This window comes from Mycobacterium sp. NGS48 (genome assembly GCF_059812585.1).
In genome coordinates this window covers 451,813-475,276 of sequence record NZ_JCALCY010000001.1, presented here as the reverse complement: position 1 = coordinate 475,276, position 23,464 = coordinate 451,813, and the positions used below count along the sequence as shown (strand labels likewise).

Here is a 23,464-nt window from a genome sequence, read left to right as displayed (position 1 = left end):
GACGCAGCGTCCGGCTCCGGGTGCAGCCGGTGCAGCGCTCGTCGGAATTCGTCGTTCGCCACGCACCTGGCAGCAGGGCGGTGACGTCGTTGAGCGCGTCCTCGATGGTGATGCCCTTGCGACGCGCGCCGTAGAGGGCCGCGATGGTTGGCGTGCGGCTGATCGCTTGCACACAGTGGAACAGCACGGTCTTGCCCTCGGCGCGGAACTGTTCGATCGCGCGCACGGTGTCGTACAGCACGAAGTCGAGGTTCGGGCTCTCGCCGACCCGATCGATGAGCCGCACGTCCAGGTGCTCGGCCGTATCGGGCAGGTCGAAATCGCCGACCCGGCACAGTGATGCGACCGCACCGACGCCGTCGGGCAATGACTTGAGCGCCCGCACGCCGGCAACCCACACCCCGTCATCGTGCGGATGCTTGAAGAGCGGTCCCTGCTCTGGGATCGTCGCGTAGCCGTAGTCGAAGGTATCCGGTTGGCCGCGCAGCGCGATGGTGGTCGCGACAGCGACCAGCTTGCGCGCGTTCCACCCCGGCCAACCGTGCAGCCGGCGCCGCCACTGCGCGGGCACCGCCGACGCGCCCCACACCGCGCCGAGCAGCCCACCGGCGATCGCGGCGACGGTGTCGGTGTCCCGCCCACCACGCACGGCCGCTTCCAGTGCCAACCGCAGATGATCGGCGTGGAACACCGCGGCTGCCGGATCCTCCTGCGGCACCGGCGTCGTCGAGATCGCCGACCACGCTCCTTGCAGCGCCTCGACCACCCACCCGTTCTTGGTGAAGTCCGCCGGCTGTGACCGCTCGGCGGTATCGATCAGCGCCGACCACCGGGTCTGCGCCGCGGCATCGAGGTGATCCAACCCAATCCGCACGTCCAAGTCACCGGTCAGGACACCGTGGCGGATCGCGCAGCACCACAACACACACGCATCCGCGTTGTCCGGCTCATGGTGAGTTAGCGCGCTGATTGCGCGCGCCGCCTCCACCAAACCGACTTCGTCGTGCAGGTAGGCCAACGCCACTGGGGCGGTCCGCATCAACGAGCCGTTGCCCGCGCTCCTGCCCTCCCGCCGGTGCTCCGCCGACGACGCCTGGCGGGCGGCCGCCGCCGAGAGTCCCTGCCGGCCCACTGCACTCAATACCGCACGAGTTTGAATGCCGACGTCTTTGGTGCCCGGCTCGTTTGCCCACTGATGCCAGCGGCGCACGACCGCGTCTTGCGCGGTCTCATCCCGCAGATCCACGCCGGTTTCCGCGACCTCGGCGATCGCAATCGCCATCGACGTGTCATCGGTCCATTCACCGGTCTCCCAGATCGAACGCGTGCTGACCTCGTCATCGATCGCGACCTTCGCGTCGGGCCCCAGCGGGTCGCCGAACTCGAACGGTGCACCCAACGCGTCGCCGGCGGCGGTCGCCAGCAGCACTCCACAAGCCCGGTCCAATTGTGCGGCATCAAGTTTCATGCGTTACCTCCTTCAGGGCCTGGGTCGATCACCGGCAGGCCTTGGCGCCGTGGTCGTAGCGGCCGTTGAGCAGTGCTGACACCGTCGCCGGCTGCCAGGGGCGGCCTTTGGGCGTGCGCTGGCCCGTCGAGTTCAGCACCCGCGCCGTGGCCGCCTGCGTGACACCGCAGCCGTGCACCAGCCAACGCACGTAGCGCTTGAGCATCGGCTGACGCTGCGACCACGGCGTCGTCGGCGCCGGAAGGATCGGCGCCGAAACGCTTTCGGTGTCCGAACTCGCCTCGGTGCCAACACCCGACGGAACCCGTCGCGCCGTCGGCGTCACCGACGCCGAGGCGCCCGCGGCCACCAGCGCCAGTTCGATTTCCCGCCCGAGGCTTTCGGCTCCCACCGCCGCCAGCGCCGCATGGTCGAGCTCGTCGACCACCTGGACTTCGCGCCGCAGCGCGAAGTCGATCTCGCTGTACCCGCCGGTGGTCGGAAACGACTCGAGTTGCCGGCCGAACCGAAGGTTGAGGCCGTGGCGCTGCAGCACCAGACCCAGCCGTCGCCAGTGCTGCTCGCGTCCGAGGTCCGGGCACAGGAAGGGCACCCAGACGTCCATCCGGCCGGCGATCGCGCAACCCAGCGCCGAGACCACCGCGTCGACCTCGGTCAGGTCATCGGTCGACGCCGCCGCGCCCTCCGCGAACCCGAAAGCGTCGGCGATGACGCAGTTCTGCTGCGCCGCAAGCCCGGACAGCTCGTCACGGTGCTGCACCGTGTCGTGGTCGCCGAGCAAAACGACCCGCGATCCCGCCGCTGAGTGATCCGGAAAATGCGCCATAGATACCTCCTCATGCCCGATGCCTCCCCCGCGAAACGCCCTTACCGGCGGCGTCTCATGAAGCCGACATCAAGGTAGCGCGGGGTACCGACAAGTCCGGTTGCACTGGCCGTAGGGTCCGCCGCGGGTGGAGCTTCGAGGCGGTTGCCGGAGGCGTATCACGGGCTGCATCTAGCGCGATACGCTGACCGTCGTGAAGTCACTCCGACTGGACCCCGAGCTCGAAAAGAGGCTGCAACGCGCGGCTTCGATAACCGGCGTCTCGTTGTCGGAATTCATTCGCCAGGCTGCCACCCAGCGCGCGGACGCGGTCCTGACCGCCGACCCGCACGAGGACTTCAGCGACGTACTGGGCGTCATTCACGGCGGCGGCGATCGTGCACGGCGAAGCGGCCAAGCATTCTCCGACTTGCTCGCCGGCGGCCCTACTCCCACGTGACTCTGACCGATGCCGGCCCGCGCCTGCGGTTCTCCGTGTCAGCTTGACCAGATCCGAAGCGGTGTGCAGCCGGCAAGGCGGTCGAAGTCGTGATCGGCATGCAGCAGCGGCGCACCGGTACGCACGCAAGGGGCGGCGATCAAACAGTCGAGCGTCTTCCGGATGGTCACGCCGGCGCGTCGTGCCGTGCGATACAGCTTGGCGGCAAGCACGAAATCATCAACATCCTCCAGACGAAGGATCGGAAAGGCGCGCAAATGCCGCTCCACCAACGCCGCCTCCCGGTCCGACCGCAGCCCCTGGAGCACCTCCGTCAGGATGACATCGGTGAGGGCGATGGGTTCTCCCGATTCAATCAGCTCCACACAACGCTGGGCCTGGGTGGAGGGGGCATCGTTCAATACGTCAATCCAGACGCTGGTGTCGACAACGATCACGACCGGCCGCGACGACTCTGCGCCAAATCGCCTTCCCAGTGCACCTTCCCGCGCAGTTCAAGGATGCCGATCTGGCGATGCCGGGCAACCAGTTCACGCAGTGCCAGGTTCACCGTCTCACGCTTCGTCCGCATCCCGACCAAGCGTTGGGCCTCCCGCAAGACCTCGTCGTCGATGTCAATGTTGGTCCGCATACACATCAACTTACACCAGGTGTTGTGTAAGGCAGGCGTGCCCGCACGACCGCTGTGGCACTGATCGTCTTGTCGCGCAAAGGCGGGCACATCAATAAATCCTTCCCCGCGGTGACTGCCGAGGCTGCTGTGGCCATTACGCATTTATGCGTCTGATGTTGTGCCGCCTACACCGGGAAAGCGGCGCTGATGTCGGTGTGAACGAAATCGCCACCCACGTATAGCAATGGCTCACCGGTCACCTGCGCCAGGGCGTAGGAAAAACAATCGCCGAGGTTGAGCGCCGCCGGATGCCCGCTGCCGCGGCCGAAATCGCGGTAAGCCCTGCTGGCGATTTCGGCTTGCTGCGCATCGAACGGCACCAGTTCGATTTCCCACACCTCGAGCAGACGCTCGACCCGTCGTTGGTCCTCGGGCCGCAGGCGGCGGGTCAGAACGGCGTTGACTTCTACGGCGGTTGCCGCCGACATCTTCGGTGCCGGCGTGTCGGCCAAAGCCGCGGCGAGACCGTCGGAGTGTGTTTCGCCCAGGACGATCGCGACGATCGCCGAGGTGTCGACGATCACGAAGGTAGTCCGGCGTCGTCATAGAGTTGTCGCTCGGCGGCTTTGAGTTCCGCGCGCTCGGCGTCGGTGAGCGACGTGCGCAACTCATCCAGCAATTGCTGTGCCTTCACCCGCCGCGCATCATCCTGTGCGGTCTGGCCGCGGTCGAGTTCGGTCAGCTTGGCCTGCACCGCCGCCTCGATCGCGCCGGTCTGGGTCAGGCCGGTCCGTTGGGCCAGTTCTCGCACCAGTGCGGTGGTGTGCTCATTCTTGATGTTCAACCCCATGGTATAAAGATACCGTATCCGTATATAGCGTCTATACGCTGCGAATCGTCCGGACCAAATCGCTGCTTGGTCAGTCGTCGTCCAGCATTTGACCCTGTGTAATGACGTAGTGGGAACCCGGCGCAACCCATCAGGTATTCAGTCGCTCCATTGATTGCCCTGTGACATTTGCGATGACGTCGAAGTCCTTGTCGACGTGTAGGACGATCAAGCCTGTGAGCTCGGCGGTCGCGGCAATGATCAGGTCGGGTATCGAGGGCCCACGGTGCATCCCTTTGTCAGCGAGCAGTAGCTGAACTTCTAGGGCTCCATCTTCGATCGACGGCGTGAGGTATTCAACCGGCAACGCCACCAGCGGCGGTTGACACGAAAGTCGCAGCGAGCGGCATCTATCAAAGCCGGTTTAGCCCCGGCGCAAAACCCAACTCGGCAGCGTTGTTCTACGTTGCCGGACAACGGAATTGGCCTACCGACCCGCAGCCACGTCCCGGCATCCAAGCCTGCACCGACGTCGGCATCACGGTGGTTCATCCGCCCAACAGCGGGCAGGTGAGTTTCGTCTCGCCGCCGCAATGAGCCGGCTATTACACGTGTGGCTGCGTCGGCAGGTTCTTCGTAGGTTCAGCAGCAGGCGCTTCGCCGAATCGGGCCAGCACCAGTGTTCCGGCGACTGCTATGGCGAAGCCGACGAAAACCATCCAGCCGAGGCCGCCGCGAGTGCGGTCACCGAGCCATACCACTCCGATGAGCGCCGGCCCGATCGTTTCTCCCACAACCATTCCCGCGACAGCCGTCGTCACAGATCCGCGGTTCAGCGCAGACGTCAGCAACAGAAACCCTGCGGTCCCGCCTGCGAGCACCGCGTACAGAGCCGGGTTGGTATAGAACGTGGCTGCGGTGGGATCGATCGGATCGACCAGGCGCACGCCGACCTCGACGACACCGAAACCGGTTCCGGCGCCAAGCCCCAGAACCAGTGCGCGGGGGCGGTCGCTCAATCGGCCTCCCACAGCGCCGGCGACGAACACCGCGGCGACCACCCCCAGCAGGGCCCAGGCGAGCCCGGCCGGCCCGCGCCGGGAACCCTCCGGTCCGGCAGCGAGCCCCAGCATCGCCAGGCCCGCACAGACCACGGCCACGGCTGTCCACTCGACTGATGACAGGCGCGCCGACAGCAGCCACGCGGCCACGATGGCGGTGACTGCCAGCGAGGCGGCGATCGCCGCGGCGACGATGTAGATCGGCACCAAGCGCAGCGCCACCACCTGTAGTACAAAGCCGAGGCCGTCCAGGCCGAAGCCGGCTAGATAGCGCCACTGCCGCACGGCGCGCAACAGCAACACCGCGTCGATACCCGAGCCGCTGCCGGCTTCCACCGATCGCGTCGCCATCGCCTGCAGCACCGTCGCCGTGCCGTAGCACACCGAGCAGCAGAGCGCGAGCAGTAACCCGGTCAGCACACACCGACGATACGGCCAGTCATGCTCCTTCGCTGCCTCCACCGAACGACGGCGGCGCGGCGGATTCGGCGCTGCCCCACGCCCGGTTCGGGACCGGCGAGAGCGAGAACGCGAGGTCGCCGCCCGTGTGGATGATCGACTCCGGAAGATAGGTCTGATCGGTGGGCTGGCCGTCGATCGCCAGGCCGTTGATGTACGTCAAGCCGTTCGATGCACCGGGCGCGGAAATGCGGATGAATTGTCCTGCGGGCAGCGCGATCTCGGCGCGGTCGAACAGCGGCGTGTTCACCGTGAGGATCGGCGTTCCCGGCGTAGCTGGGTACAGGCCAAGAGCGGCCCACACGTACCAGCTGGACTCCGCGCCCAAGTCGTCGTTGCCCGGCTCGCCGTCGGGCGTGGGGCCGAACAGTTCGCGACGCACCCGGTCGACCGTCTGTTGGGTCTTCCACGGTTGGCCGATGTAGTTGTAGAGCCACGGCACCCCGAAGTCCGGCTCGTTGCCGATCCACAGATACGGCTGGTTGGGGCCGACATTGAGTTCGGTCGTGAAGCGGTCCAGCCGGTCGACTGCCGCCTGGCGGCCGCCGAGCGCGGCCACGAGTCCGTCGACATTCTGCGGGACCAGCCAGAGGTATTGCTCGGCGTTGCCCTCGTCGAACCCGGCCTGGCCGAACGCCTCTGAGGCAGGTTCGACGAACCCGGGGCCGTCGGGAAACGCGCCGTCGGCACTGCGGGGCGAGATGTACCCGGTGGCCGGATTGAACACGTTGTGCCAATACTGCGCCCGATTGCCGAATTCGGCGGCGATCGCGGTGTATCCGAGTGCGTCGGCGAATCGGGAGATGGTGAAGTCGTCCACCGACCACTCCAGCGTGATCGAAGCGCCGGCGATGTCGTGGCCGGCGCCGAACGCCTGGGTCTGCGGCGCGTAGCCATGCGTGAGGTAGCTGGTGATTCCCGGTCGCTCCACGTAGCCGTCGCGTCCGGCACCGCCGTCGGTCGCCGTCTTCACCATGAAGTACAGCGTGGTTTTCACGTCGAAATCCGTTGCACCGTAAGTGTAGAGGTTGACGATGAGCGGAGCCGGGTTATCTCCGGTCATGATGCCGGTCGACGAATTCGCCAGGGCCCAACGCGGAAACGACCCGCTCTGCGCGGCGTCGTTCACCAGCGACTGCGCCATGTCGCTGGCTCGCTGTGGAAACAGCAGTGCCTGCAACGCAGCCAGGCAGCGGTAGGTGTCCCAGTCGGAGAAGTTGGCGTACTGGGTGTGCCCCTTGGCAACGGCGTGGATGACCCCGTCGAATCCGATGTAGCGTCCGTCGACGTCGTTGAAAGTGTTGGGGTGCAAGAACGATCGATACAGCGCGGTGTAGAAGGTTGTGATGTCGGCGTCGTTGCCGCCGGCCACCGCGATGCGTGACAGCATCGCGTTCCATTCGTTGGAAGCGGCAGCACGAGCGTCGTCGAAGCTTGCTCGGCCCTCGGCGGCCAGGTTCGCCTGCGCTCCCTCGACACTGACGTATGACAGCGCGGTCCGCACTTCGAGCACCGAGCCGGCCGGAAACTGGACGTATCCCCCACTGTGTTTCGACTCCGCGCTGCGGGCACCGGCCGAAACCGAGTCGCCGTCCCAGGTGCCGTAGGAGGTGAACGGCCGGCTGAACGTCATCGCGAAATACACGGTGTAGGTGTTCTTTGCACCGCAGAAACCCCCGGTGGTCGCCGATCCGGTGATCGTGGTGTTGTCCTCGCCGATCGCGATGCTGGCCGCGGAGTTGCCCGCGATCGATCCGCCCGGGCGCACCTGGAGCAGGGCGGGCCGGCCGTCGTCGGGATAGCGGAACCGGCCGACGCCGGTGCGGGTCGTGGCGGTGAGTTCGGCGATCACGCCGGTGTCAGGGAAGCGCACGGTGTAGTAGCCGGGCACCCCCACTTCGGTGTCGTCGTGGGCGATCCGCTCCCAGGCGTGCCACGGTTGCGCGCCGATCGGAGTGGTGGTCGGCAGCATCGGAATGTCGCCGAACGCCGCGCAGCCCACCGAGGCGTGGGTCATGCTGAATCCGGTGGAGCGCTCGTTGGCGTGGTTGTAGCCGGCGTAGGTGCGGGTGGTGTCCGGCGAGTACTGCACCATCCCGAACGGCACCGAAGCACCGGGGAAGTTGTTGATCTCCCCGACCATCTCGCCGCCGGTCCCGGTGCCGATCAGCGTGTCGACGTAGCTCACTGGGTGCGCGACGAACCCGGCCTCTTCAGCGTGAGCGACGGGCGCAACCCACATCACCATGCACACCACCGCGACAAGCACGGCGAAGGGCCTTCGTGACCGCATAACTGTCTCTACTGCAAAGCTGTCTGCTCCGGAGGTGTTTCTACGACGCCGGTATCCGGCTAAGTTGGCGGCGAGCCGCCGCCAGCCGCGGCGCCGAACCATAGGACCATTGAGACATGCGAGTCGACGGACGCGAGATCACCGTGTCCGGCAGCTTGCTGCAACCGCTGACCCGGCGCACCAACGACATCCTGCGGCTGGTGCTGGCCGGGCTGTTCCTCGCGGTCGTGATCGCCAGCTCGTTGATCACCCGCAGGCAGTGGATGACGCTGGAGAAATCTGTCTCGCAGATCATCGGGTTGCTCTCCCCCACTCAGTCCAATCTGGTGTACCTGGCCTACGGCATCGCGATCCTGGCGTTGCCGTTCATGATCCTGATCGGGCTGATCGTCGCCCGGCAGTGGACACTGCTCGGCGCCTACGCGGCCGCCGGGCTGCTGGCCATCCTGCCGCTGTCGATCAACAGCAAAGGCATCGCCGCACCCCGCTGGCACTTCGACCTCAGGGACCGGCTGTCCACGGTGCTGTCGCAGTTTCTCGACGACCCGCGCTGGATCGCGATGCTCGCCGCGATGCTCACCGTGTCCGGACCCTGGCTGCCCGCCCGCTGGCGACGCTGGTGGTGGGCACTGCTGCTGGCCTTCGTGCCGATCCATCTCGTGGTCAGTGCCATCGTGCCGGCCCGCTCGTTGCTGGGACTGGCGGTGGGCTGGTGGGTCGGTGCGCTGGTGGTGCTGATCTCGGGGACGCCGGCGCTGGAGGTGCCGCTCGACGGTGCGGTGCGCGCATTGGCGCAGCGCGGATTCGTCGTCTCCGGGCTCACCGTGCTGCAGCCGGCCGGGCGTGGGCCGCTGATCCTGTCCGCCGCCGCCGAGCATCCAGCGGTGATCGAGCTGTACGGCCCGCATCAACGCAGCGGCGGCGCACTGCGCCAACTCTGGCGCAAGTTCAGACTGCGCCGCAGCGAGACCGCGCCGCTGCACGCCTCCCTGCAACGCGCCGTCGAACATCGCGCGCTGCTCTCGATTGCCATCGGCGATGTCGGGCTTGCCAACACATCGACGATCGCCGTCGGTGCGCTCGACCGCGGCTGGACGTTGTACGCGCACAAGCCCGCTCGTGGTGCTGCGATCGATGAGTGCGCGACGACTCCGGCTGCCCGGGTGTGGACGGCGCTGCGCAGCCTGCACGATCACCAGATCGCGCATGGTGACTTGCGTGGCAGCGAGATCACGGTCGACGAGGGCGCCGTGCTGTTCGGCGGGTACCGCCACGCCGAATACGGTGCCACCGACGTCCAACTGCAATCCGACATCGCCCAGCTGTTGGTGACCACCTCGGCGCGCTATGGTGCGCAATCGGCGGTAAGCGCGGCCATCGACGCGTTCGGCAAGGACACCGTGCTGACCGCGTCGCGCCGACTCACCAAAACCGCTGTGCCCCGGCGTATCCGAGATGCGGTGACCGATCCGCGCGCTGTCATCGCTCAGGCCCGCACGGAGGTGATGCACCAAACCGGGGCCGATCAAATCCAGGCCGCGACAATTACCCGGTTCACCCGCAGCCAACTCATCCAACTGGTGTTGCTGGTGGCGCTGGTCTACGTGGCCTATCCATTTATCAGCACCGTGCCGACATTCTTTTCCGAACTGGGCCGGGCGAACTGGTGGTGGGCACTGCTGGGGTTGGCGGTGTCAGCGTTGACGTATGTCGGCGCGGCAGCAGCACTGTGGGCCTGCGCCGACGGGTTGGTGAGCTTCAAGAACCTCTCGATTATGCAGGTGGCCAACACGTTTGCGGCCACTACCACCCCGGCCGGCGTGGGCGGGCTGGCGCTGAGCACCCGGTTTTTGCAGAAGGGCGCACTCAACGCGGTGCGGGCCACCGCGGCGGTGGCGCTGCAGCAGTCGGTCCAGGTGATCGTCCACATCGCGTTGCTGATCCTGTTCAGCACCGCGGCCGGCGCCTCGACCGATCTGTCGCACTTCGTGCCGAGTGCCACCGTGCTGTACCTGATCGCGGGCGTGGCGCTGGGCGCGGTGGGCGTATTCCTGGCCGTCCCCAGGCTGCGGCGCTGGCTGGCCACCGAGATGCGGCCCAAGTTGACCGAGGTGAGCAGCGACCTCGCCGCGCTCTCCCGTGAACCGAAACGACTGGCGCTGATCGTATTAGGTGCTGCCGGAACGACTCTCGGTGCGGCGTTGGCGCTGTGGGCCAGCGTCGAAGCCTTTGGCGGTGGCACCACCTTCGTCGCCGTCACCGTGGTGACGATGGTCGGCGGGACGCTGGCCTCAGCCGCGCCCACTCCCGGCGGGGTGGGCGCCGTCGAAGCGGCGCTGATCGGTGGGCTGGCCGCCTTCGGCGTCCCTGCCGCGGTCGGCGTGCCGTCCGTGTTGCTGTATCGCGTATTGACCTGTTGGCTACCGGTTTTCGTCGGCTGGCCGGTGATGCGCTGGCTCACCCGCAACGAAATGATCTAACAGCCGCCGTCGGCTGAAGTGCGTCGGCTATGCCGCACCCGTAGCGTCGGCGCGAAGGGGCGCTCTCCCACCGGAGCGCCCACGTTGCATGCATATGCATATAATGACTGCATCGACTGCAGATGGAAGAAATGACTTGTGTCGGTCCTAACAGTGCGCAACTTGCCTACCGAGGTGCACCGTGCTCTTCGGGTACGTGCTGCGCTGCACGGCCGCAGTACGGAAGCCGAGGTCCGCGCCATCTTGGAAGAAGCAGTAAAGCCAGAGGGCCGCATCAAGCTCGGTTCCCTGCTGGCTGACATCGGCCGCCGTGCCAAACTCACCGATGAGGACTTCGCGGTCTTTGAGCAGCGTGACAGCACGCCGGCTCAGCCGATCAGCATCCCATGATTTTGGTCGACACGAACGTCATCTCAGAGCCGCTGCGCACAGCCCCGGATACGCGTGTCGTCGAATGGATGGACGCCCAGCCGATCGAAACGCTCTTCCTATCCGCCATAACAGTTGCTGAACTGCGCTTCGGTGTTGCCTCGTTGTCGGCCGGCCAGCGCCGGGCCCGTCTACATGAAAACCTGGAACGCCGCGTGCTGCCCTTATTTGCCGGGCGGGTTTTGGCGTTCGATCTATCTGCCTCCCAGAGCTACGCGGACCTGATGACCAAGGCCCGGGCGGCCGGAATCGCGATCGGCGCCGCAGACGGGTATATCGCAGCAACAGCGGCCAACAACGGCATGGCGGTCGCCACCCGAGACACCGCACCCTTCGAAGCGGCCGGTGTACCCGTCATCAACCCGTGGCACCTGACAGCGGATTGACCGGAGCGTTGCCGTCGGCTACAACCGCTGCGCCGATACGAACAGACTGTGCGGCGCCGAGTCCTCGACATCGGCCGGCGGGCGGTTGTAGCCGGCCATCAGCTTCTCGGCCGCCACCACGTCGACGTCCCAGCCGTGTCCACGCAGCCACTCGCCGACGTCGGTGCGATCCTCCATGTACCACAGGTCCTGGACGTCGGGGATGTCGCGGGACTCGTCCAGTTTGGCGATGATGTCGCGGATCCGCTGCATCTGGTTGCGCTGCTTGGCGTGGACGTCCGCATCGTTGAAGCCCGGGCCCGGCGCCTCCACCGCAATCCGGCTGCCGGGCGCGCTCAACTCCTGAATCCGCTCGAACAACAGGTCCTGCGCGGCGGCCGGCAGAAACGGCAGCAACCCCTCGGCCGACCACACACTCGGCGCGGCGGGATCAAACCCGGCCTGCTGCAGCTCTTTTGGCCAGTCCTGCCGCAGGTCGACGGTGACGTTGACCAGCCCGGCGGTCGGCTTGGCGCCGGTTTGCCAAAGGGTCGACGACTTGAACTCGAGCACCTTGGGCTGGTCGAGCTCGTAGACAATCATCCCGTCGGGCCACGGAAGCCGCCACGACCGCGAATCCAGCCCGGCCGCCAAAATCACCGCCTGTCGCACGCCGGCGTTGGCCGCATCGATGAAGAACCGGTCGAAAAACGCTGTGCGGGAAGCCATGTAGTTGAGCATCGATTGCATCCGCAGCGGCAGTTCCGGGGCAGCTTCGATGACCTCATCGGGCAGGTTGGGAGCCGCGAACCAGGTCCACATGCCTTCGCCGGCGGCGTCGAGGAAGACCCGCGCGAACGGATCGTCGATCAGCGGGTTCTCGCTCTCGGTTTCCGCGGCGCGCGCCGCGGCCACACCGAGCGCCGTCGCGCCCACACTTTCGGTGATGTCCCATGTGTCGTTGTCGCTTCTCGGCACCGTCGCTCCTCCTCACCAGCACTACTCGTCGCCGACGGTACGTGAGCTTTCTGTGAGGCAGGGTCGTAGCCGATCCGCGGTGACCTCGATGCCGGCGGTGAGGTCGCTGACCAGCGCGTCGGCGAAATCCGTCAAGCCATCGACGTCGATGTCGTAGCGGCCGTCGCTGCGCGAAAGACGACCTGAGGCGCTGCGCAGCAGGCTGATGGCACCCTTGGGGTTGCCGCGCTGGACGTGGGTGAGGCCCACCGCGAGCTGGGCCAGGCCTTGCCAGAGGGATCGCTCGTCGTCGGGCCCGTTCTTCCAAGCCGCCTCAAGCACCTCGTGGGCGTTGAAGGCCATGCCCTGATCCAACAGCTGCTGCGCATAGGTCAGGGTTTCCGCCGGGCTCAGCTCGAGGTCGTCGGGAATGCGGGGTATGCCGTCACTGCCATAGGGAAGCGGCCGGCCCAGCGCATCGCGCGGGCGAGCATTGCGGGCTCGCCCGGATTCGTCCCGATCGCGTTCGGCCATCCATCCATCATGGCGTGCGCCGCCCCGAATGACGGTCCCAGGCGTCTCAGAATCTTTGGCATGTGCCGATGTGCCCGCCTCTGAGCGACTTGGCGGCCTGCTGCACCGCATTAGTCGCTCAGAGGCGGGCAAACATCCACATGCCTCCTGCCGGTGACTGGCGTGGCAGATGTGACTGCAGGCAGCTCATATGCCGTAGTCGGGCAGGTCGAAGTCGTCGCGCACGCTGCCGGCGAACAGCGTGGCCAGCGGCCCGAAGTTCATCGTGCGCATCACCACGTTGCGCAACCACAGCCCGAACCGGGTTCGCGCGGTGAAGAACGAGATCAGCCTCACCGCGCCGGCTTGCTTACTCTCGATGAACGGACGTAGCCGCGCCTCGTAGGCATCGAAGGCGCGGCGATGGTCGTCGGCAGCGCGGTCCAGTTCTCCGGCCAGCACGTACGCCTCGGTGATCGCCAATCCGGTGCCCTCGCCTCCGAGCAGCGAGATGCAGCCGGCCGCGTCGCCGACCAGCAGTACCCGGCCGCGCGACCATCGGTCCATCCGGATCTGGCTGACGACGTCGAAGTACAGGTCGTCAACTCGGTCGAGTGCTGCCAGGATGTCCCGGCATTCCCAGCCGGCATCACCGAACTGGTTGCGCAGCTGGTTTTTTGGCGCCACGCGGGCGTCATCGTGTTCGGCGCGGAAGACGAACAGGAACATGGTGCGATCGCCGCGCAGCGAGCAGCGCCCGACCTGTCGGCCGGGAGCGTTGTAGGTGACGTAGATCAGGTCGTCGCGGGGCCGGTAGCCGTCGACCACACACGCGGCGACCTTGCAGCCGAGGTAGTGCTCGAAGTCGTCTTCCGGCCCGAAGACGAGACGACGCACGTTGGAGTGCAGCCCGTCGGCGCCGATGACGAGGTCGAAATCACGCGGCGCGCTGTTCTCGAAGCTCAGGCGCACATTGTCGTCGTGTTCGTCGATGGCGGTGATGCTGTCGCCGAAAATCGTTTCGACCTCACCATCGATGGTGGTGTACATCGCGGCGGCCAAATCGCCCCGGGGCAGGCTGGTGAAGTCGGCTCCGAGCACCCGACGAAACACGCCGACGTCCAGGTCTGCGTTCACCTGACCATTCGGGCCGAGGGAGCGGAGGAGTTGAATGTCGTATCCGGCGTCGAGGATTGATTTCTCGATGCCCATCCGTTGGGCCACTTGGTAGCCGACGCCCCAGAAGTCGATCATGTAGCCGCCGGTGCGGAACTTCGGCGCCTGCTCGATCAGCGTCGGGGTGTGGCCAGTGCGGTGCAGCCAGTAGGCGAGCGCCGTCCCCGCCACGCCTGCGCCACTGATTGCGATTCTCACAACTGGTCCTGGAGTCTTTCGACGAAAGCCGCCAAGCCTGCGTGATGTGAACCGGGCCAATAGATTTGACCGCAGTCGGTGCAGCGACGGAATTCGTCGTAGTAGCGGCGGGTCAACGGTTCGAGGTGCTCGATCACCTCGCCTTTGGAGACGTCGGCCAGCGTGCCGTTGCACCGCAGACACCGGGTCAGCGGCGCCAGCCGTTGGCGCAAGTCCAGCCGCCGGATCACCTCGAGCGTCTGTTCTTCGGGCTGCTCTGCGTGCACGAACAGACCATGGGTGATCGCGCGACGCTTCAGCAGTCCGCGGTCGCGAGTCAGCAGAATCCGCTGCTGCCGCAGGCTGATATCGGCAAGGGTCTGGTCGTCGGCGTCATGCGACCACCACACGTCGAAGCCGAGCACACGCAGCAGCCGGGCGAGCCGGCCGAGGTTGACGTCGACGACAAAGCGCGGATCGCGCAACGGCACCGGCCGCAGCCGCGCCGTCGACCCCACATCGAGCGCCTCGAACATCGGATACGCGGCAATGCGGTCGCCCGCTGTTGGGCGGAAGCCAAAGTCCTTGGGATCACCATTGACCAGGATCAGGTCGACCTCGGTGTGCGGAATGCCCATCGCCTCCAGCACATCCTTGACTGTCTGATGCGATCGGAACGGCCGACGCACGGTCGCACCGCGCATCTCGGCGCCCACGAAGTCGTTGAGCTCGGCGTAGGCCCGTACGTCCACATAGCCGACCATTCCTCATGCTCGCGCAGGGCCTCGCCACCGTGCAACGCCGTGCCCGATCAGACCCGGACGACAGTGAGGTCAGCGACGCCGTTGAGGGCGGTGAAGTCGCCATCCTGGGTGATGATCGGCAGTGCCCGCGATGCCGCGATCGCCGCGATCCACAAATCGTTGATCCGGACGCGGCCGCCGCTCTCGGCGAGATGTATACGCAGCCGCGCCCACATGCGCGCGGCATCCTCATCGACGGGCAACGTTTCCATGTCGCTAACAGACTCAAGGGTGGCCAATCGTCGCGCCCGGATGCCAGAAGTCCTGGCAGCCAGTACGCCGGCGTTGAGTTCGGCGAGGGTGATGACAGTGGTGGCGACTTCCGCCGGTATCAGCGCCTCGTCGAGTTGTCGTCCGGTTTCGGTTGCGATGAACACTGATGTGTCGAGCAGACCCGCGTCGGGCATATCGTTCATACGATCGGCCCGAGCTCGTCTGTCGTGTCGCCGGCGAGCGCCGCGAGGTCGTCGCGTAAACCTGGATCGGCTTGTGCGCGGCGCAATCTCGTCAGGAACTCGGTTTTGTTCAGCCAACGTCGACGCTGCGGTTGAACTGCTGTGAGAACCGCGACGGCGCGCCCACTGACCGTGATGGTGACATTCTCCCCCGCTCGCACGCGGCGAAGCACGCCCGCCGTGTCGTTGCGCAGCTCACGGGAAGCTACCTCGGACATGCTACGAATGTAGCACATTCGTAGCATCACTGCCGGCACCCGCGCGGCCGGTTATGGAAACGATGCGGCAACCAGGTCGGTAATCCCCGCGATGACGTCGAAGTCGGCGTCTCGGTGAACCATACGCGCGCCGTGGCGAATTGCGATCGCAGCGATCAAACAGTCGTTGAGGCTCCGAATCGTCTGACCCGCCCGCCGAGCAGCGCGGTATATACCCGCCGCCACCCGGAAATCGACGGCATCGTCGACAGACAACGACGGCAGACCATTCACTAGCTGCTCGAGCTTTGCATGTCTGCCGTCATCGATCGCTCCGGCCAAAATCTCCATTGCGATGGCCTCACACATCGCGACCTGGTTTGCTTCTTCGGAGAGCAACCGGCGCACCTCAATCGCGGCGGCCGATCCCGTCGCGCGAAGGTATTCGATCCACGCGGAGGTGTCGACGAGGCTCATGCAAATTCGTCTGGTCGCTCGCTCCGCAAACCATCGAGGTCGCCTTCCCAGCCAACGCCTTCGAGACTAAGCAGGAACTCACGGCTCAACGGAGCACCCACCAAGCGACGCAGCGCAAGGTCCACTGCTGCCTGCTTTGTCGTAAGGCCGAACCTGCGCATCACCTCGGCAGTGAGTTCGTCATCGAGGTCGATATTGGTGCGCGACATACACCAATCATGCACCTCAACTACACGGTCGGCGTCAGACCAGCACCGCGGGCGGCGTGGGTACGGGTGATCGCCGGCTCGTCATAACCCGCTTCGCGCACCGCGCGTCGCACCGCCTCGCTGACTGCCGCCACCCGATCGACCGGCACCAGCGCGATGACACAGCCGCCAAAGCCACCGCCCGTCATCCGGGCACCCAGCGCCCCCGCGCGCACCGCGCTGTCGGCGATCAGATCAATGTGCGCGGTGGTGATCTCGAAGTCGTCACGCATCGAGAGGTGGGAGGCGGTGAAGAGCCGCCCGGCTTCGACGAAGTCGGAATCACCCAGGGCGGCAACGAGAGCGACGACACGCTGATTTTCGGTCAGCACATGGCGGGCACGACGAGCATCGATCGGGTCACCAACACCGTCCAGCGCCGAAACGTCCCCGATGTCACGCAGCGACGGCACGTGCAGCTGGGCGGCAACGCGCTCGCAGGATGCGCGACGGGCGGCGTACTCGCCGCCCGCGTGAGTGTGCCGGGCCCGGGAATCGATCAGCAGCAGCGCCACACCGCAAGCGCCGGGATCAAACGCCACCGGCGCCACGGTAAGTTCACGAAAATCGATCAGCAGCGCCGTCGACGGTGCACCGAACAGCGACGCCAACTGGTCCAGCAAACCCGTTGGGACACCGACATAGTCGTTTTCCGCGCGCTGCGCCAACCGGGCCTGCTCCATGCGGTCGATGTTGTGACCGGCGGCGGACAGCATCGCGCCCAACGCAGCACATTCCAATGCCGCCGAGGACGACAGGCCCGACCCGATCGGGACGTCGCTGGTGATCGACATCGCACCGCCGGGCACCGGGTGGCCGGCGCTGCGCAGCGCCCACACCACCCCGGCCACATACCCGGCCCAGCCGGTCACCTCGCCGGGCGCCGTGTCGAGCGGAATCCGCACCGAGCCGTCGACGCCGTCGCTGCACACCGTGATCGCATCGGTGTCCTCGGGCACGAACGTCACCGCAGTGCGCTGCGGCAACGCGATCGGCAACGCGAAACCGAGGTTGTAGTCGGTGTGCTCGCCGATCAGGTTTATTCGCCCCGGTGCGGAATACCGGACCGTCACGCGAGTTCTCGCAGCCGCCCAGCCACACTCTCCGGTGTCACGTCGCTGATGAACGCATCCATGGCCGACTCGGAGGCCGCCAGGTACTTGAGCGCGGTGGCGCTGCGACGAATCGACATCAGCTCGACATGAAAGTAGCCCTCCCGCTGGGCTTCGGTGTACTGATGCAGTGCCGACATGTACGGCAGCGGCGCGGAATACATCCGATCGAACCGCTGCAGCACGTCGAGATAAATCGAAGCGAACCCGTCCAGCTCTGCCGCATCGAGTTCGACGAGGTTGTGCACGAACCGGTTCGGATAGATGTGCACCTCTACCGGCCAGCGTGCGGCGAACGGCACGAACGCCGTGAACAGCTCGGTGCGCGCGACAATGCGACTCCCGTCTGCCACCTCACGCTCGAGCAGGTCAGCAAAAAGATTGCCGCCGTATTGTTTTCGATGCTCACCAGCCTGGCCCAGCATGGTCGCAGTTCGCGGGGTCAGATAGGGATAGCCGTAAATCTGACCGTGCGGATGATTCAGCGTCACTCCGATCTCCTCACCGCGGTTCTCGAAGCAGAACACCTGCTCAACCCCGGGTAGCGCCATCAGATCGGCGGTGCGGTGTCGCCACGCCTCCACAACCAGGCGGGCATGCGGCGGTTCCAGGGCGGCGAACGAACCGGTGTGATTGCTGGAATAGCAGATCACCTCGCAGCGGCCGCGGCCCGGCACCGACACGAACCCCTCCGGCACCGCCAGCGCTGACTCGCCCGCGCCGGACAGGCTCGGGAACCGGTTTTCGAAGACGACGACGTCGTAATCCGGCGCGGGCACCTCGCTGGTGAGCCCGGTCGGTCCCGGACACAGCGGGCATTGATCGGGCGGCGGTTTGTAGGTGCGGTCTTGGCGCAGCGCGGCGACGATCACCCACTGCCCAGTCGACCGGTCGAATCGCAACTGCGAGTGGAGCCCGTCACGCTTCGGCAATGGCCGCTGATCGGCAACCGGTGCCGGAACATGGCCGGGCAGCGCGAAGAACAGCAGGTCACGGCCATCGGCCAGCTCCGCGCGGATCGGCGCCGTCACGCGTCGAACAATAATCGACAGCGTGGACGACACCCGGATCACCGCGCGCTATGAGCGCGCGCAGAACTGGGTGATCGGCACCGATCCCGGCCTGCTGCGGCTGCGGATGGCCGGCCGCACTACCGCCGCGCTGGCCTGCGCCCTGGCCATCCTTTACCTGCTGACCAGGGCGACCGGCCAGCCCGTCACCGTGGCGCTGCTGGGTGTGCTGATCACCATGATTTCCGCGCGATCGGTCAACGAGCCCGACCCGCGCCGACAGAAGATCACCATGCTGCTGCTGCCGCTGCCCGCGGCGGTGGCCGTCTCGGCCGGCACGCTGCTCGGACCGTACAAGGTGGTCAGCGACGCCGTGTTCGTGCTGGTCGTGTTCGGCGCGGTCTACGTCCGCCGGTTCGGTCCGCGGGGACGGGCGCTGGGGATGGTCACGTTCATGTCGTACTTCTTCACGTTGTTCCTGCATGCCCGCACCACCGAGTTGCCGTGGCTGATCGGCGCCATCGTGGTCGGCACCATCTGCAGTTTGGTGCTCGGCGTGTACGTGTTGCCCGACCGACCCGAACGCGTGCTGCGGGCCAGCATGCGTTCACTGCGGGCGCGGATGGCCATCGTCGTCGACACCACCGCCGAGGCGCTGCAGGCCGGCCGGTTCGATGAGCGACGCCGCCGCCGGCTGCGGGTCCGCACCGCGCGGCTCAACGAGACCGCGTTGATGGTGCAAAGCCAGATCGAAGACAAGGTCAACCCGGCCGCGGTGTGGGCCGGGGTCACCGGCGAGCAGCTGGCGTTGTGGTTGTTCGACGCCGAGCTCACCGTCGAACGGGTCGCGACGGCCGGCGCACGAGCCGCGGACGCCGACATCCCCGCTGCTGCCCGCGCCGGCCTGGCCTTAACACTTGCTCAGCTCGCCAGGGCCATCCGGGCGCCCCAGTCCGGTGAGTTGCAGCGGGCTGCTGGCCTGGCGCAGCAGCTGCTTGACCAATATGCCGACGACGCCGCCGTGCGCCGGCTGGCCCTGGCGATCACCGCCACCGCCACCGCGGCCGCCGAGGTGCGCGCGCTGGTCGACCAAGCGGTCACCGAGAGCGCTACTGAACCGCCGCCGGCGCCCGCAGTCCCCGATGAACAACCCGTCACCGGTCTGCGGCCCACCACGCGGCAAGCCGTCCAGGCCGGCGTCGCCGCGTCGTTGGCGATCATCGCCGGCGAGCTGGTCTCGCCGGACCGCTGGTATTGGGCGGTGATCGCCGCGTTCGTGGTGTTCGCCGGCACCAACTCCTGGGGCGAAACCCTGACCAAGGGTTGGCAGCGGCTACTGGGCACCGCGCTCGGGGTGCCCAGCGGTGTGCTGGTGGCCACCCTGGTCTCCGGCAATGGTGTGGCGTCGCTGTTCTTGATCTTCGTATGTCTGTTCTGCTCCTTCTATTTCATGAAGGTCGCCTACAGCCTGATGACGTTCTGGATCACCACGATGCTGGCCTTGCTGTACGGGCTATTGGGCCAGTTCACCTTTCACCTGCTGGTGCTGCGGATCGAAGAAACCGCAATCGGCGCCGTCATCGGCGTCGCCGTCGCAATCCTGGTGCTGCCGACCCACACTCGCGCGGCGGTGCGCGACGACGCCCACGCATTTTTGACGACGCTGGCCGAGCTGATCAACACCTCGGTTGCGACGCTGCTCGGTGACGGCGCCGTCGCGAGCCCGACCGAGAAGGCCCGCCAACTCGACCGCGATCTGCAGCAGTTCCGGGTAACCGCCAAACCGCTGCTGGCCGGCGTCGCCGGGCTCAACGGGCGGCGCAGCATTCGCCGCGGGTTGCGGGTGCTCAACGCCTGCGACCACTACGGACGAAGCCTGGCCCGCAGCAGCGACCGCTACGACGATGCCTCCGGCGAACTGGCCGACGCGATCACCTCAGCCGCCGCGCAGGTTCGCCGCAACATCGACGTGCTGGACACCCGCGACCAGCGCACACCGGTGGTTCCCGCCACCGACTACGTCGACGCCGCAGAGACTCTCGCCTGCCAGTTGGACGGTGAAGCAGATACTCAACGACTACTCACCGTCTTGCATGCACTGCGCCAAATCGACCGCGCCGTCGTCACCGAGGCCATCGATCTCGGCGCCAACGACGGCGTGCACTAGCAGCTACCAGACGCGCACCCAGTCGATGAGCATCTCCGCCGGATAACTGCCCGGCCCGGGATCACCGCCACCCGAACCGGCGACCGCAAGGTTGAGCACCGGAAAGACTTGGTAACCAGGGTCATTGAACGGCCAGTCGCCAATCGAATTCGCCGGCACCGTGAAATATGGCTGCGCGCCGTCGACGTAGTCCTGGTAGAACCGCATACCGGCGTCATCCCACTGGCATCGCCAGGTGTGCCACCCGCTGTCCAGCGCGATGTTGTGCGTCGCCCATTCGGCGCCGTTTGCTTTGGTATGGACGGTGGTGGCCGACGGCCAACTGCCGTTGCCGTACCACTCCATCACGTCGATTTCGCCATTGTTGTCGTTGCCTAACCAGAAGGCCGGCCAGCACCCGGCGGTCAGGCAGTTGAGTTTGATCCGGGCTTCCCAGGTGTGGCCGATGCCGCCGCGCCACGGACTTTGCACTTTGCCGCTGTAGTAGGTGTTGCCGTCTTTGGCGGCGCGCAGAACGAGGTTGGATTTGCCGTCGAGGAAAACGTTTTGGCGATCGTCGCGGTACTGGCCGACGTTTTCCGGTCGTTCCCAATACGTCGGGTCTTTCATCGACTCGCGGGCCCGGGCGATCGTCCACTTCGACTTGTCGGGGGCTGAACCCGCCGGGCCGTCGAACTCGTCGTGGAAAATGTAGTTCCCCTGGCGGTCGGCCCGGGCCTCTGGCAGCGGGATCGCGGCCGCCAGCGCGCCGAAGCCCATCGTCAGCATCATGTCGCGACGATTCATCTCACATACCGCCCATCCCCGATTGCACCGGCCACTCCCCGAATCGGTGCCATGAAACCATATGGCCACGGCGCGTCGCACCCGCATTGGGACTACCAACACGCAATGAGTTGCTGGCGGGCAGCCAGCCGGCCGGGTACCGTCACAGGCGGTTGACCCTCCAGCCTCACGGCAACGTCACGGCGGCGATGCGATTTCCCCGCCGATGCGGCTTTGGCCCGATGTAGGCCGACAGTTTCGTCAGTTGTGCTTGCCGAGGTCGGAGGTCTCGCTTGACAGCAGGTCCAGTGGTCGCTGGCGCGCCTCGCCGTTCGACGACGGTCGAGTCTGTACAGTCAGCCCATCCGACACCATCTGGGGTGTACAAGAGAGGGCCACACTCTTCCACGGTCGAACCCCATCGGCTCCGTCACTGCAATCGCACCGCCAATCCGACCAACGCATGCCGCGGGGTCACGCGAAAGCCAGGGGATTTGTCGTGAGCCGATTCACCCAGACGATGTATGACAACGCCCACAGCAGTCGCAAGGGCATGGTCACCGGGGAGCCGGACGCACCGGTCCGGCACACCTGGAGTCAGGTCCACGATCGGGCCCGCCGCGTTGCAGGGGGTCTGGCCGCGGCCGGTGTGGGCACCGGCGACGCGGTCGCAGTGCTGGCCGGGGCGCCGGTCGAGATCGCGCCGACCGCGCAGGGGATATGGATGCGCGGGGGGAGCCTCACCATGCTGCACCAGCCCACACCGCGCACCGATTTGCAACGCTGGGCCGAGGAAACGACAGCTGTCATCAAGATGATCGACGCCAAAGTGATAGTGGTCTCCGATCCGTTCATGGCCGCGGCGCCGCTGCTGTCCCAGCTGGGAATTCGGGTCTTGACCATCGACGGGTTACTCGACAGCCGTTCGATCGACCCGATCGCTACCGACGAAGACGACATAGCCCTCCTGCAATTGACGTCCGGCTCTACGGGATCCCCTAAAGCCGTCCAGATCAGTCATCGCAACTTCGTCGCGAATGCCGACGCGATGTTTGTCGGCGCAAACGTCGATCGCGAATCGGATGTGATCGTGAGCTGGCTGCCGTGCTTCCACGACATGGGCATGACCGGCTATCTCGCGGTGCCAATGTATTTCGGGGTCGAGTTGGTAAAGGTCACGCCGATGGACTTTCTGCGCGACACCCTGCTGTGGGCGAAGCTCATCGACAAGTACAACGGCACGATGACGGCGGCGCCCAACTTCGCCTACACGATGTTCGCTAAACGCCTACGCAAACAAGCTCAGCCCGGCCAGTTCGACCTGTCGACGCTGCGGTGGGCGCTCTCGGGCGCCGAGCAAGTCGAGCCCGCTGACGTCGAGGACCTGCGCGACGCCGGTGCACCGTTCGGGCTGCGTGCGGAAGCGATCGTGCCCGCCTACGGCATGGCCGAAACGACGGTGGCGGTGTCGTTCACCGAATGTGGCCGCGGGCTGATGGTCGACGAAATCGACGCCGACCTGCTCGCCGTGCTGCACCGAGCCGTTCCGGCCTCCCGTGGCAAAACCCGGCGCTTGGCTTCCCTCGGTCGTCCGCTGAAGGGGCTGGAAGCCCGGATCGTCGAGCAGAACGGCGAAGTGCTGCCGGCTCGCGGTGTCGGCGTCATTGAAGTGCGCGGCGAACCGGTAACCCGGGGGTACACGACCGCTGCCGGGTTCGTCACCGCCCAGGATGGCGAAGGTTGGTACGACACAGGCGATCTGGGCTATTTGACCGAGACTGGCGAGGTGGTGGTATGTGGCCGGTTGAAGGACGTGATCATCATGGCCGGGCGTAACGTCCACCCCACCGATATCGAGCGCGCCGCTTCTCGTGTTCACGGGGTCCGGTCCGGCTGTGCCGTCGCAGTTCGCCTTGACGCCGGCCACCCGCGGGAGACGTTTGCCGTGGCCGTCGAATGCAACGCCTGGGAGGACTTGGCCGAGGTGCGCCGCATCGAGCGTGAGGTCGCGCACGAGGTCGTGGCCGAGGTCGATGTCCGCCCCCGCAACGTGGTTGTGCTTGAGCCTGGAACGATCCCCAAAACGCCGTCGGGAAAACTGCGGCGTGCCTACGCATTGGCGCTGGTTTCCTAGATAGCGGGCGT

General features: G+C 66.2%; 23 protein-coding genes and 3 pseudogenes. 6 read left to right on the top strand and 20 right to left on the bottom strand.

What is annotated here, in order from left to right; genetic code table 11:
* Positions 1-580: 580 nt before the first annotated feature.
* Both AC5Y42_RS02355 and AC5Y42_RS02350 read right to left on the bottom strand, forming a co-directional pair.
* A pseudogene (locus AC5Y42_RS02355) lies at positions 581-1,468 on the bottom strand (ADP-ribosylglycohydrolase family protein); the annotation flags it as partial.
* A 28-nt stretch (positions 1,469-1,496) separates the two neighbouring features.
* Positions 1,497-2,294 (bottom strand): hypothetical protein, encoded by a 798-nt coding sequence (locus AC5Y42_RS02350; protein ID WP_499895469.1) that lies wholly within the window; start codon positions 2,292-2,294, stop codon positions 1,497-1,499.
* Positions 2,295-2,487: 193 nt separating this feature from the next.
* Here AC5Y42_RS02350 and AC5Y42_RS02345 point away from each other — a divergent pair, with 193 nt between their 5' ends.
* Positions 2,488-2,733 carry a type II toxin-antitoxin system TacA family antitoxin gene (locus tag AC5Y42_RS02345; protein ID WP_499895467.1) on the top strand — a complete coding sequence of 82 codons (246 nt, stop codon included), beginning with the start codon at positions 2,488-2,490 and terminating at the stop codon, positions 2,731-2,733.
* Between the two features lie 38 nt (positions 2,734-2,771).
* Here the strand turns inward: AC5Y42_RS02345 and vapC (AC5Y42_RS02340) are convergent, their stop codons facing one another.
* The 7 genes and pseudogenes from vapC (AC5Y42_RS02340) to AC5Y42_RS02310 form a co-directional block, all read right to left on the bottom strand.
* On the bottom strand, positions 2,772-3,170 hold the full coding sequence (gene vapC / locus AC5Y42_RS02340; RefSeq protein WP_499895465.1) for a type II toxin-antitoxin system VapC family toxin: 399 nt from the start codon (positions 3,168-3,170) through the stop codon (positions 2,772-2,774).
* The gene (locus AC5Y42_RS02335; RefSeq protein ID WP_499895463.1) at positions 3,167-3,364 is read right to left on the bottom strand and encodes a type II toxin-antitoxin system VapB family antitoxin; all 198 of its coding nucleotides are present in this window, start codon (positions 3,362-3,364) and stop codon (positions 3,167-3,169) included. The genes vapC (AC5Y42_RS02340) and AC5Y42_RS02335 overlap by 4 nt, the downstream gene beginning before the upstream one ends.
* Positions 3,365-3,531: 167 nt before the next feature.
* Positions 3,532-3,930, bottom strand: coding sequence for a type II toxin-antitoxin system VapC family toxin (locus AC5Y42_RS02330; RefSeq protein WP_499895461.1), 399 nt, complete (start codon positions 3,928-3,930; stop codon positions 3,532-3,534).
* Positions 3,927-4,196 (bottom strand): type II toxin-antitoxin system VapB family antitoxin, encoded by a 270-nt coding sequence (locus AC5Y42_RS02325; RefSeq protein WP_499895460.1) that lies wholly within the window; start codon positions 4,194-4,196, stop codon positions 3,927-3,929. Before AC5Y42_RS02325 ends, AC5Y42_RS02330 begins: the two co-directional genes overlap by 4 nt.
* A gap of 130 nt (positions 4,197-4,326) precedes the next feature.
* Positions 4,327-4,727, bottom strand: a pseudogene (locus AC5Y42_RS02320) (PIN domain-containing protein).
* A 53-nt stretch (positions 4,728-4,780) separates the two neighbouring features.
* Positions 4,781-5,656 carry a DMT family transporter gene (locus tag AC5Y42_RS02315; protein ID WP_499895458.1) on the bottom strand — a complete coding sequence of 292 codons (876 nt, stop codon included), beginning with the start codon at positions 5,654-5,656 and terminating at the stop codon, positions 4,781-4,783.
* A 31-nt stretch (positions 5,657-5,687) separates the two neighbouring features.
* Positions 5,688-7,988 (bottom strand): annotated as a pseudogene (locus AC5Y42_RS02310) (GH92 family glycosyl hydrolase); the annotation flags it as partial.
* Between the two features lie 116 nt (positions 7,989-8,104).
* Between AC5Y42_RS02310 and AC5Y42_RS02305 the strand changes: the two are divergent.
* The 3 genes from AC5Y42_RS02305 (at position 8,105) to AC5Y42_RS02295 (ending at position 11,283) form a co-directional block, all read left to right on the top strand.
* Positions 8,105-10,468 carry a lysylphosphatidylglycerol synthase transmembrane domain-containing protein gene (locus AC5Y42_RS02305; RefSeq protein WP_499895456.1) on the top strand — a complete coding sequence of 788 codons (2,364 nt, stop codon included), beginning with the start codon at positions 8,105-8,107 and terminating at the stop codon, positions 10,466-10,468.
* A 138-nt stretch (positions 10,469-10,606) separates the two neighbouring features.
* Positions 10,607-10,858, top strand: coding sequence for a FitA-like ribbon-helix-helix domain-containing protein (locus tag AC5Y42_RS02300; protein ID WP_499895454.1), 252 nt, complete (start codon positions 10,607-10,609; stop codon positions 10,856-10,858).
* A complete protein-coding gene (locus AC5Y42_RS02295; protein ID WP_499895453.1) occupies positions 10,855-11,283 on the top strand; it encodes a type II toxin-antitoxin system VapC family toxin in 429 nt (142 codons plus the stop codon). The genes AC5Y42_RS02300 and AC5Y42_RS02295 overlap by 4 nt, the downstream gene beginning before the upstream one ends.
* 18 nt (positions 11,284-11,301) lie before the next feature.
* Here the strand turns inward: AC5Y42_RS02295 and AC5Y42_RS02290 are convergent, their stop codons facing one another.
* The 10 genes from AC5Y42_RS02290 to galT all read right to left on the bottom strand — a co-directional run bounded on the left by AC5Y42_RS02290 (position 11,302) and on the right by galT (position 18,408).
* Positions 11,302-12,240, bottom strand: coding sequence for a class I SAM-dependent methyltransferase (locus tag AC5Y42_RS02290; RefSeq protein ID WP_499895452.1), 939 nt, complete (start codon positions 12,238-12,240; stop codon positions 11,302-11,304).
* Positions 12,241-12,261: 21 nt separating this feature from the next.
* Positions 12,262-12,753, bottom strand: coding sequence for a DUF309 domain-containing protein (locus AC5Y42_RS02285; protein WP_499895450.1), 492 nt, complete (start codon positions 12,751-12,753; stop codon positions 12,262-12,264).
* Positions 12,754-12,939: 186 nt separating this feature from the next.
* Positions 12,940-14,106, bottom strand: a complete 1,167-nt coding sequence (locus AC5Y42_RS02280) for an FAD-binding domain (protein ID WP_499895448.1) — start codon at positions 14,104-14,106, stop codon at positions 12,940-12,942.
* A complete protein-coding gene (locus AC5Y42_RS02275) occupies positions 14,103-14,849 on the bottom strand; it encodes a Mut7-C RNAse domain-containing protein (protein ID WP_499895447.1) in 747 nt (248 codons plus the stop codon). The genes AC5Y42_RS02280 and AC5Y42_RS02275 overlap by 4 nt, the downstream gene beginning before the upstream one ends.
* A gap of 47 nt (positions 14,850-14,896) precedes the next feature.
* Entirely contained in the window at positions 14,897-15,304 is a 408-nt protein-coding gene (locus AC5Y42_RS02270) for a type II toxin-antitoxin system VapC family toxin (RefSeq protein WP_499895445.1), read from the bottom strand.
* On the bottom strand, positions 15,301-15,561 hold the full coding sequence (locus tag AC5Y42_RS02265) for a type II toxin-antitoxin system Phd/YefM family antitoxin (RefSeq protein ID WP_499895444.1): 261 nt from the start codon (positions 15,559-15,561) through the stop codon (positions 15,301-15,303). Before AC5Y42_RS02265 ends, AC5Y42_RS02270 begins: the two co-directional genes overlap by 4 nt.
* A 51-nt stretch (positions 15,562-15,612) precedes the next feature.
* The gene (vapC, locus tag AC5Y42_RS02260; RefSeq protein WP_499895443.1) at positions 15,613-16,017 is read right to left on the bottom strand and encodes a type II toxin-antitoxin system VapC family toxin; all 405 of its coding nucleotides are present in this window, start codon (positions 16,015-16,017) and stop codon (positions 15,613-15,615) included.
* Positions 16,014-16,226 (bottom strand): type II toxin-antitoxin system VapB family antitoxin, encoded by a 213-nt coding sequence (locus tag AC5Y42_RS02255; protein ID WP_499895442.1) that lies wholly within the window; start codon positions 16,224-16,226, stop codon positions 16,014-16,016. Before AC5Y42_RS02255 ends, vapC (AC5Y42_RS02260) begins: the two co-directional genes overlap by 4 nt.
* A gap of 20 nt (positions 16,227-16,246) precedes the next feature.
* Positions 16,247-17,338, bottom strand: a complete 1,092-nt coding sequence (locus tag AC5Y42_RS02250) for a galactokinase (protein ID WP_499895441.1) — start codon at positions 17,336-17,338, stop codon at positions 16,247-16,249.
* On the bottom strand, positions 17,335-18,408 hold the full coding sequence (gene galT, locus AC5Y42_RS02245) for a galactose-1-phosphate uridylyltransferase (protein ID WP_499895439.1): 1,074 nt from the start codon (positions 18,406-18,408) through the stop codon (positions 17,335-17,337). Before galT ends, AC5Y42_RS02250 begins: the two co-directional genes overlap by 4 nt.
* 70 nt (positions 18,409-18,478) lie before the next feature.
* Between galT and AC5Y42_RS02240 the strand changes: the two genes are divergently transcribed.
* Positions 18,479-20,554, top strand: a complete 2,076-nt coding sequence (locus AC5Y42_RS02240; protein WP_499895846.1) for an FUSC family protein — start codon at positions 18,479-18,481, stop codon at positions 20,552-20,554.
* Between the two features lie 3 nt (positions 20,555-20,557).
* Here AC5Y42_RS02240 and AC5Y42_RS02235 read toward each other — a convergent pair whose 3' ends face one another.
* Complete coding sequence (locus tag AC5Y42_RS02235) at positions 20,558-21,340, bottom strand: glycoside hydrolase family 16 protein (protein ID WP_499895438.1); 783 nt, start codon at positions 21,338-21,340, stop codon at positions 20,558-20,560.
* A gap of 478 nt (positions 21,341-21,818) precedes the next feature.
* On the opposite strand from AC5Y42_RS02235, the gene AC5Y42_RS02230 reads away from it, so the two are divergent.
* On the top strand, positions 21,819-23,453 hold the full coding sequence (locus AC5Y42_RS02230) for a fatty acyl-AMP ligase (protein WP_499895436.1): 1,635 nt from the start codon (positions 21,819-21,821) through the stop codon (positions 23,451-23,453).
* Positions 23,454-23,464 lie beyond the last annotated feature (11 nt).

Coding starts and splice junctions, on each gene's coding strand:
- AC5Y42_RS02350 (WP_499895469.1), bottom strand. CDS start 2,294: ATGGCGCATTTTCCGGATCACTCAGCGGCGGGATCGCGGGTCGTTTTG.
- AC5Y42_RS02335 (WP_499895463.1), bottom strand. CDS start 3,364: ATGCGGACCAACATTGACATCGACGACGAGGTCTTGCGGGAGGCCCAA.
- AC5Y42_RS02325 (WP_499895460.1), bottom strand. CDS start 4,196: ATGGGGTTGAACATCAAGAATGAGCACACCACCGCACTGGTGCGAGAA.
- AC5Y42_RS02305 (WP_499895456.1), top strand. CDS start 8,105: ATGCGAGTCGACGGACGCGAGATCACCGTGTCCGGCAGCTTGCTGCAA.
- AC5Y42_RS02295 (WP_499895453.1), top strand. CDS start 10,855: ATGATTTTGGTCGACACGAACGTCATCTCAGAGCCGCTGCGCACAGCC.
- AC5Y42_RS02285 (WP_499895450.1), bottom strand. CDS start 12,753: ATGGCCGAACGCGATCGGGACGAATCCGGGCGAGCCCGCAATGCTCGC.
- AC5Y42_RS02275 (WP_499895447.1), bottom strand. CDS start 14,849: ATGGTCGGCTATGTGGACGTACGGGCCTACGCCGAGCTCAACGACTTC.
- AC5Y42_RS02270 (WP_499895445.1), bottom strand. CDS start 15,304: ATGAACGATATGCCCGACGCGGGTCTGCTCGACACATCAGTGTTCATC.
- AC5Y42_RS02265 (WP_499895444.1), bottom strand. CDS start 15,561: ATGTCCGAGGTAGCTTCCCGTGAGCTGCGCAACGACACGGCGGGCGTG.
- vapC (WP_499895443.1), bottom strand. CDS start 16,017: ATGAGCCTCGTCGACACCTCCGCGTGGATCGAATACCTTCGCGCGACG.
- AC5Y42_RS02255 (WP_499895442.1), bottom strand. CDS start 16,226: ATGTCGCGCACCAATATCGACCTCGATGACGAACTCACTGCCGAGGTG.
- AC5Y42_RS02235 (WP_499895438.1), bottom strand. CDS start 21,340: ATGAATCGTCGCGACATGATGCTGACGATGGGCTTCGGCGCGCTGGCG.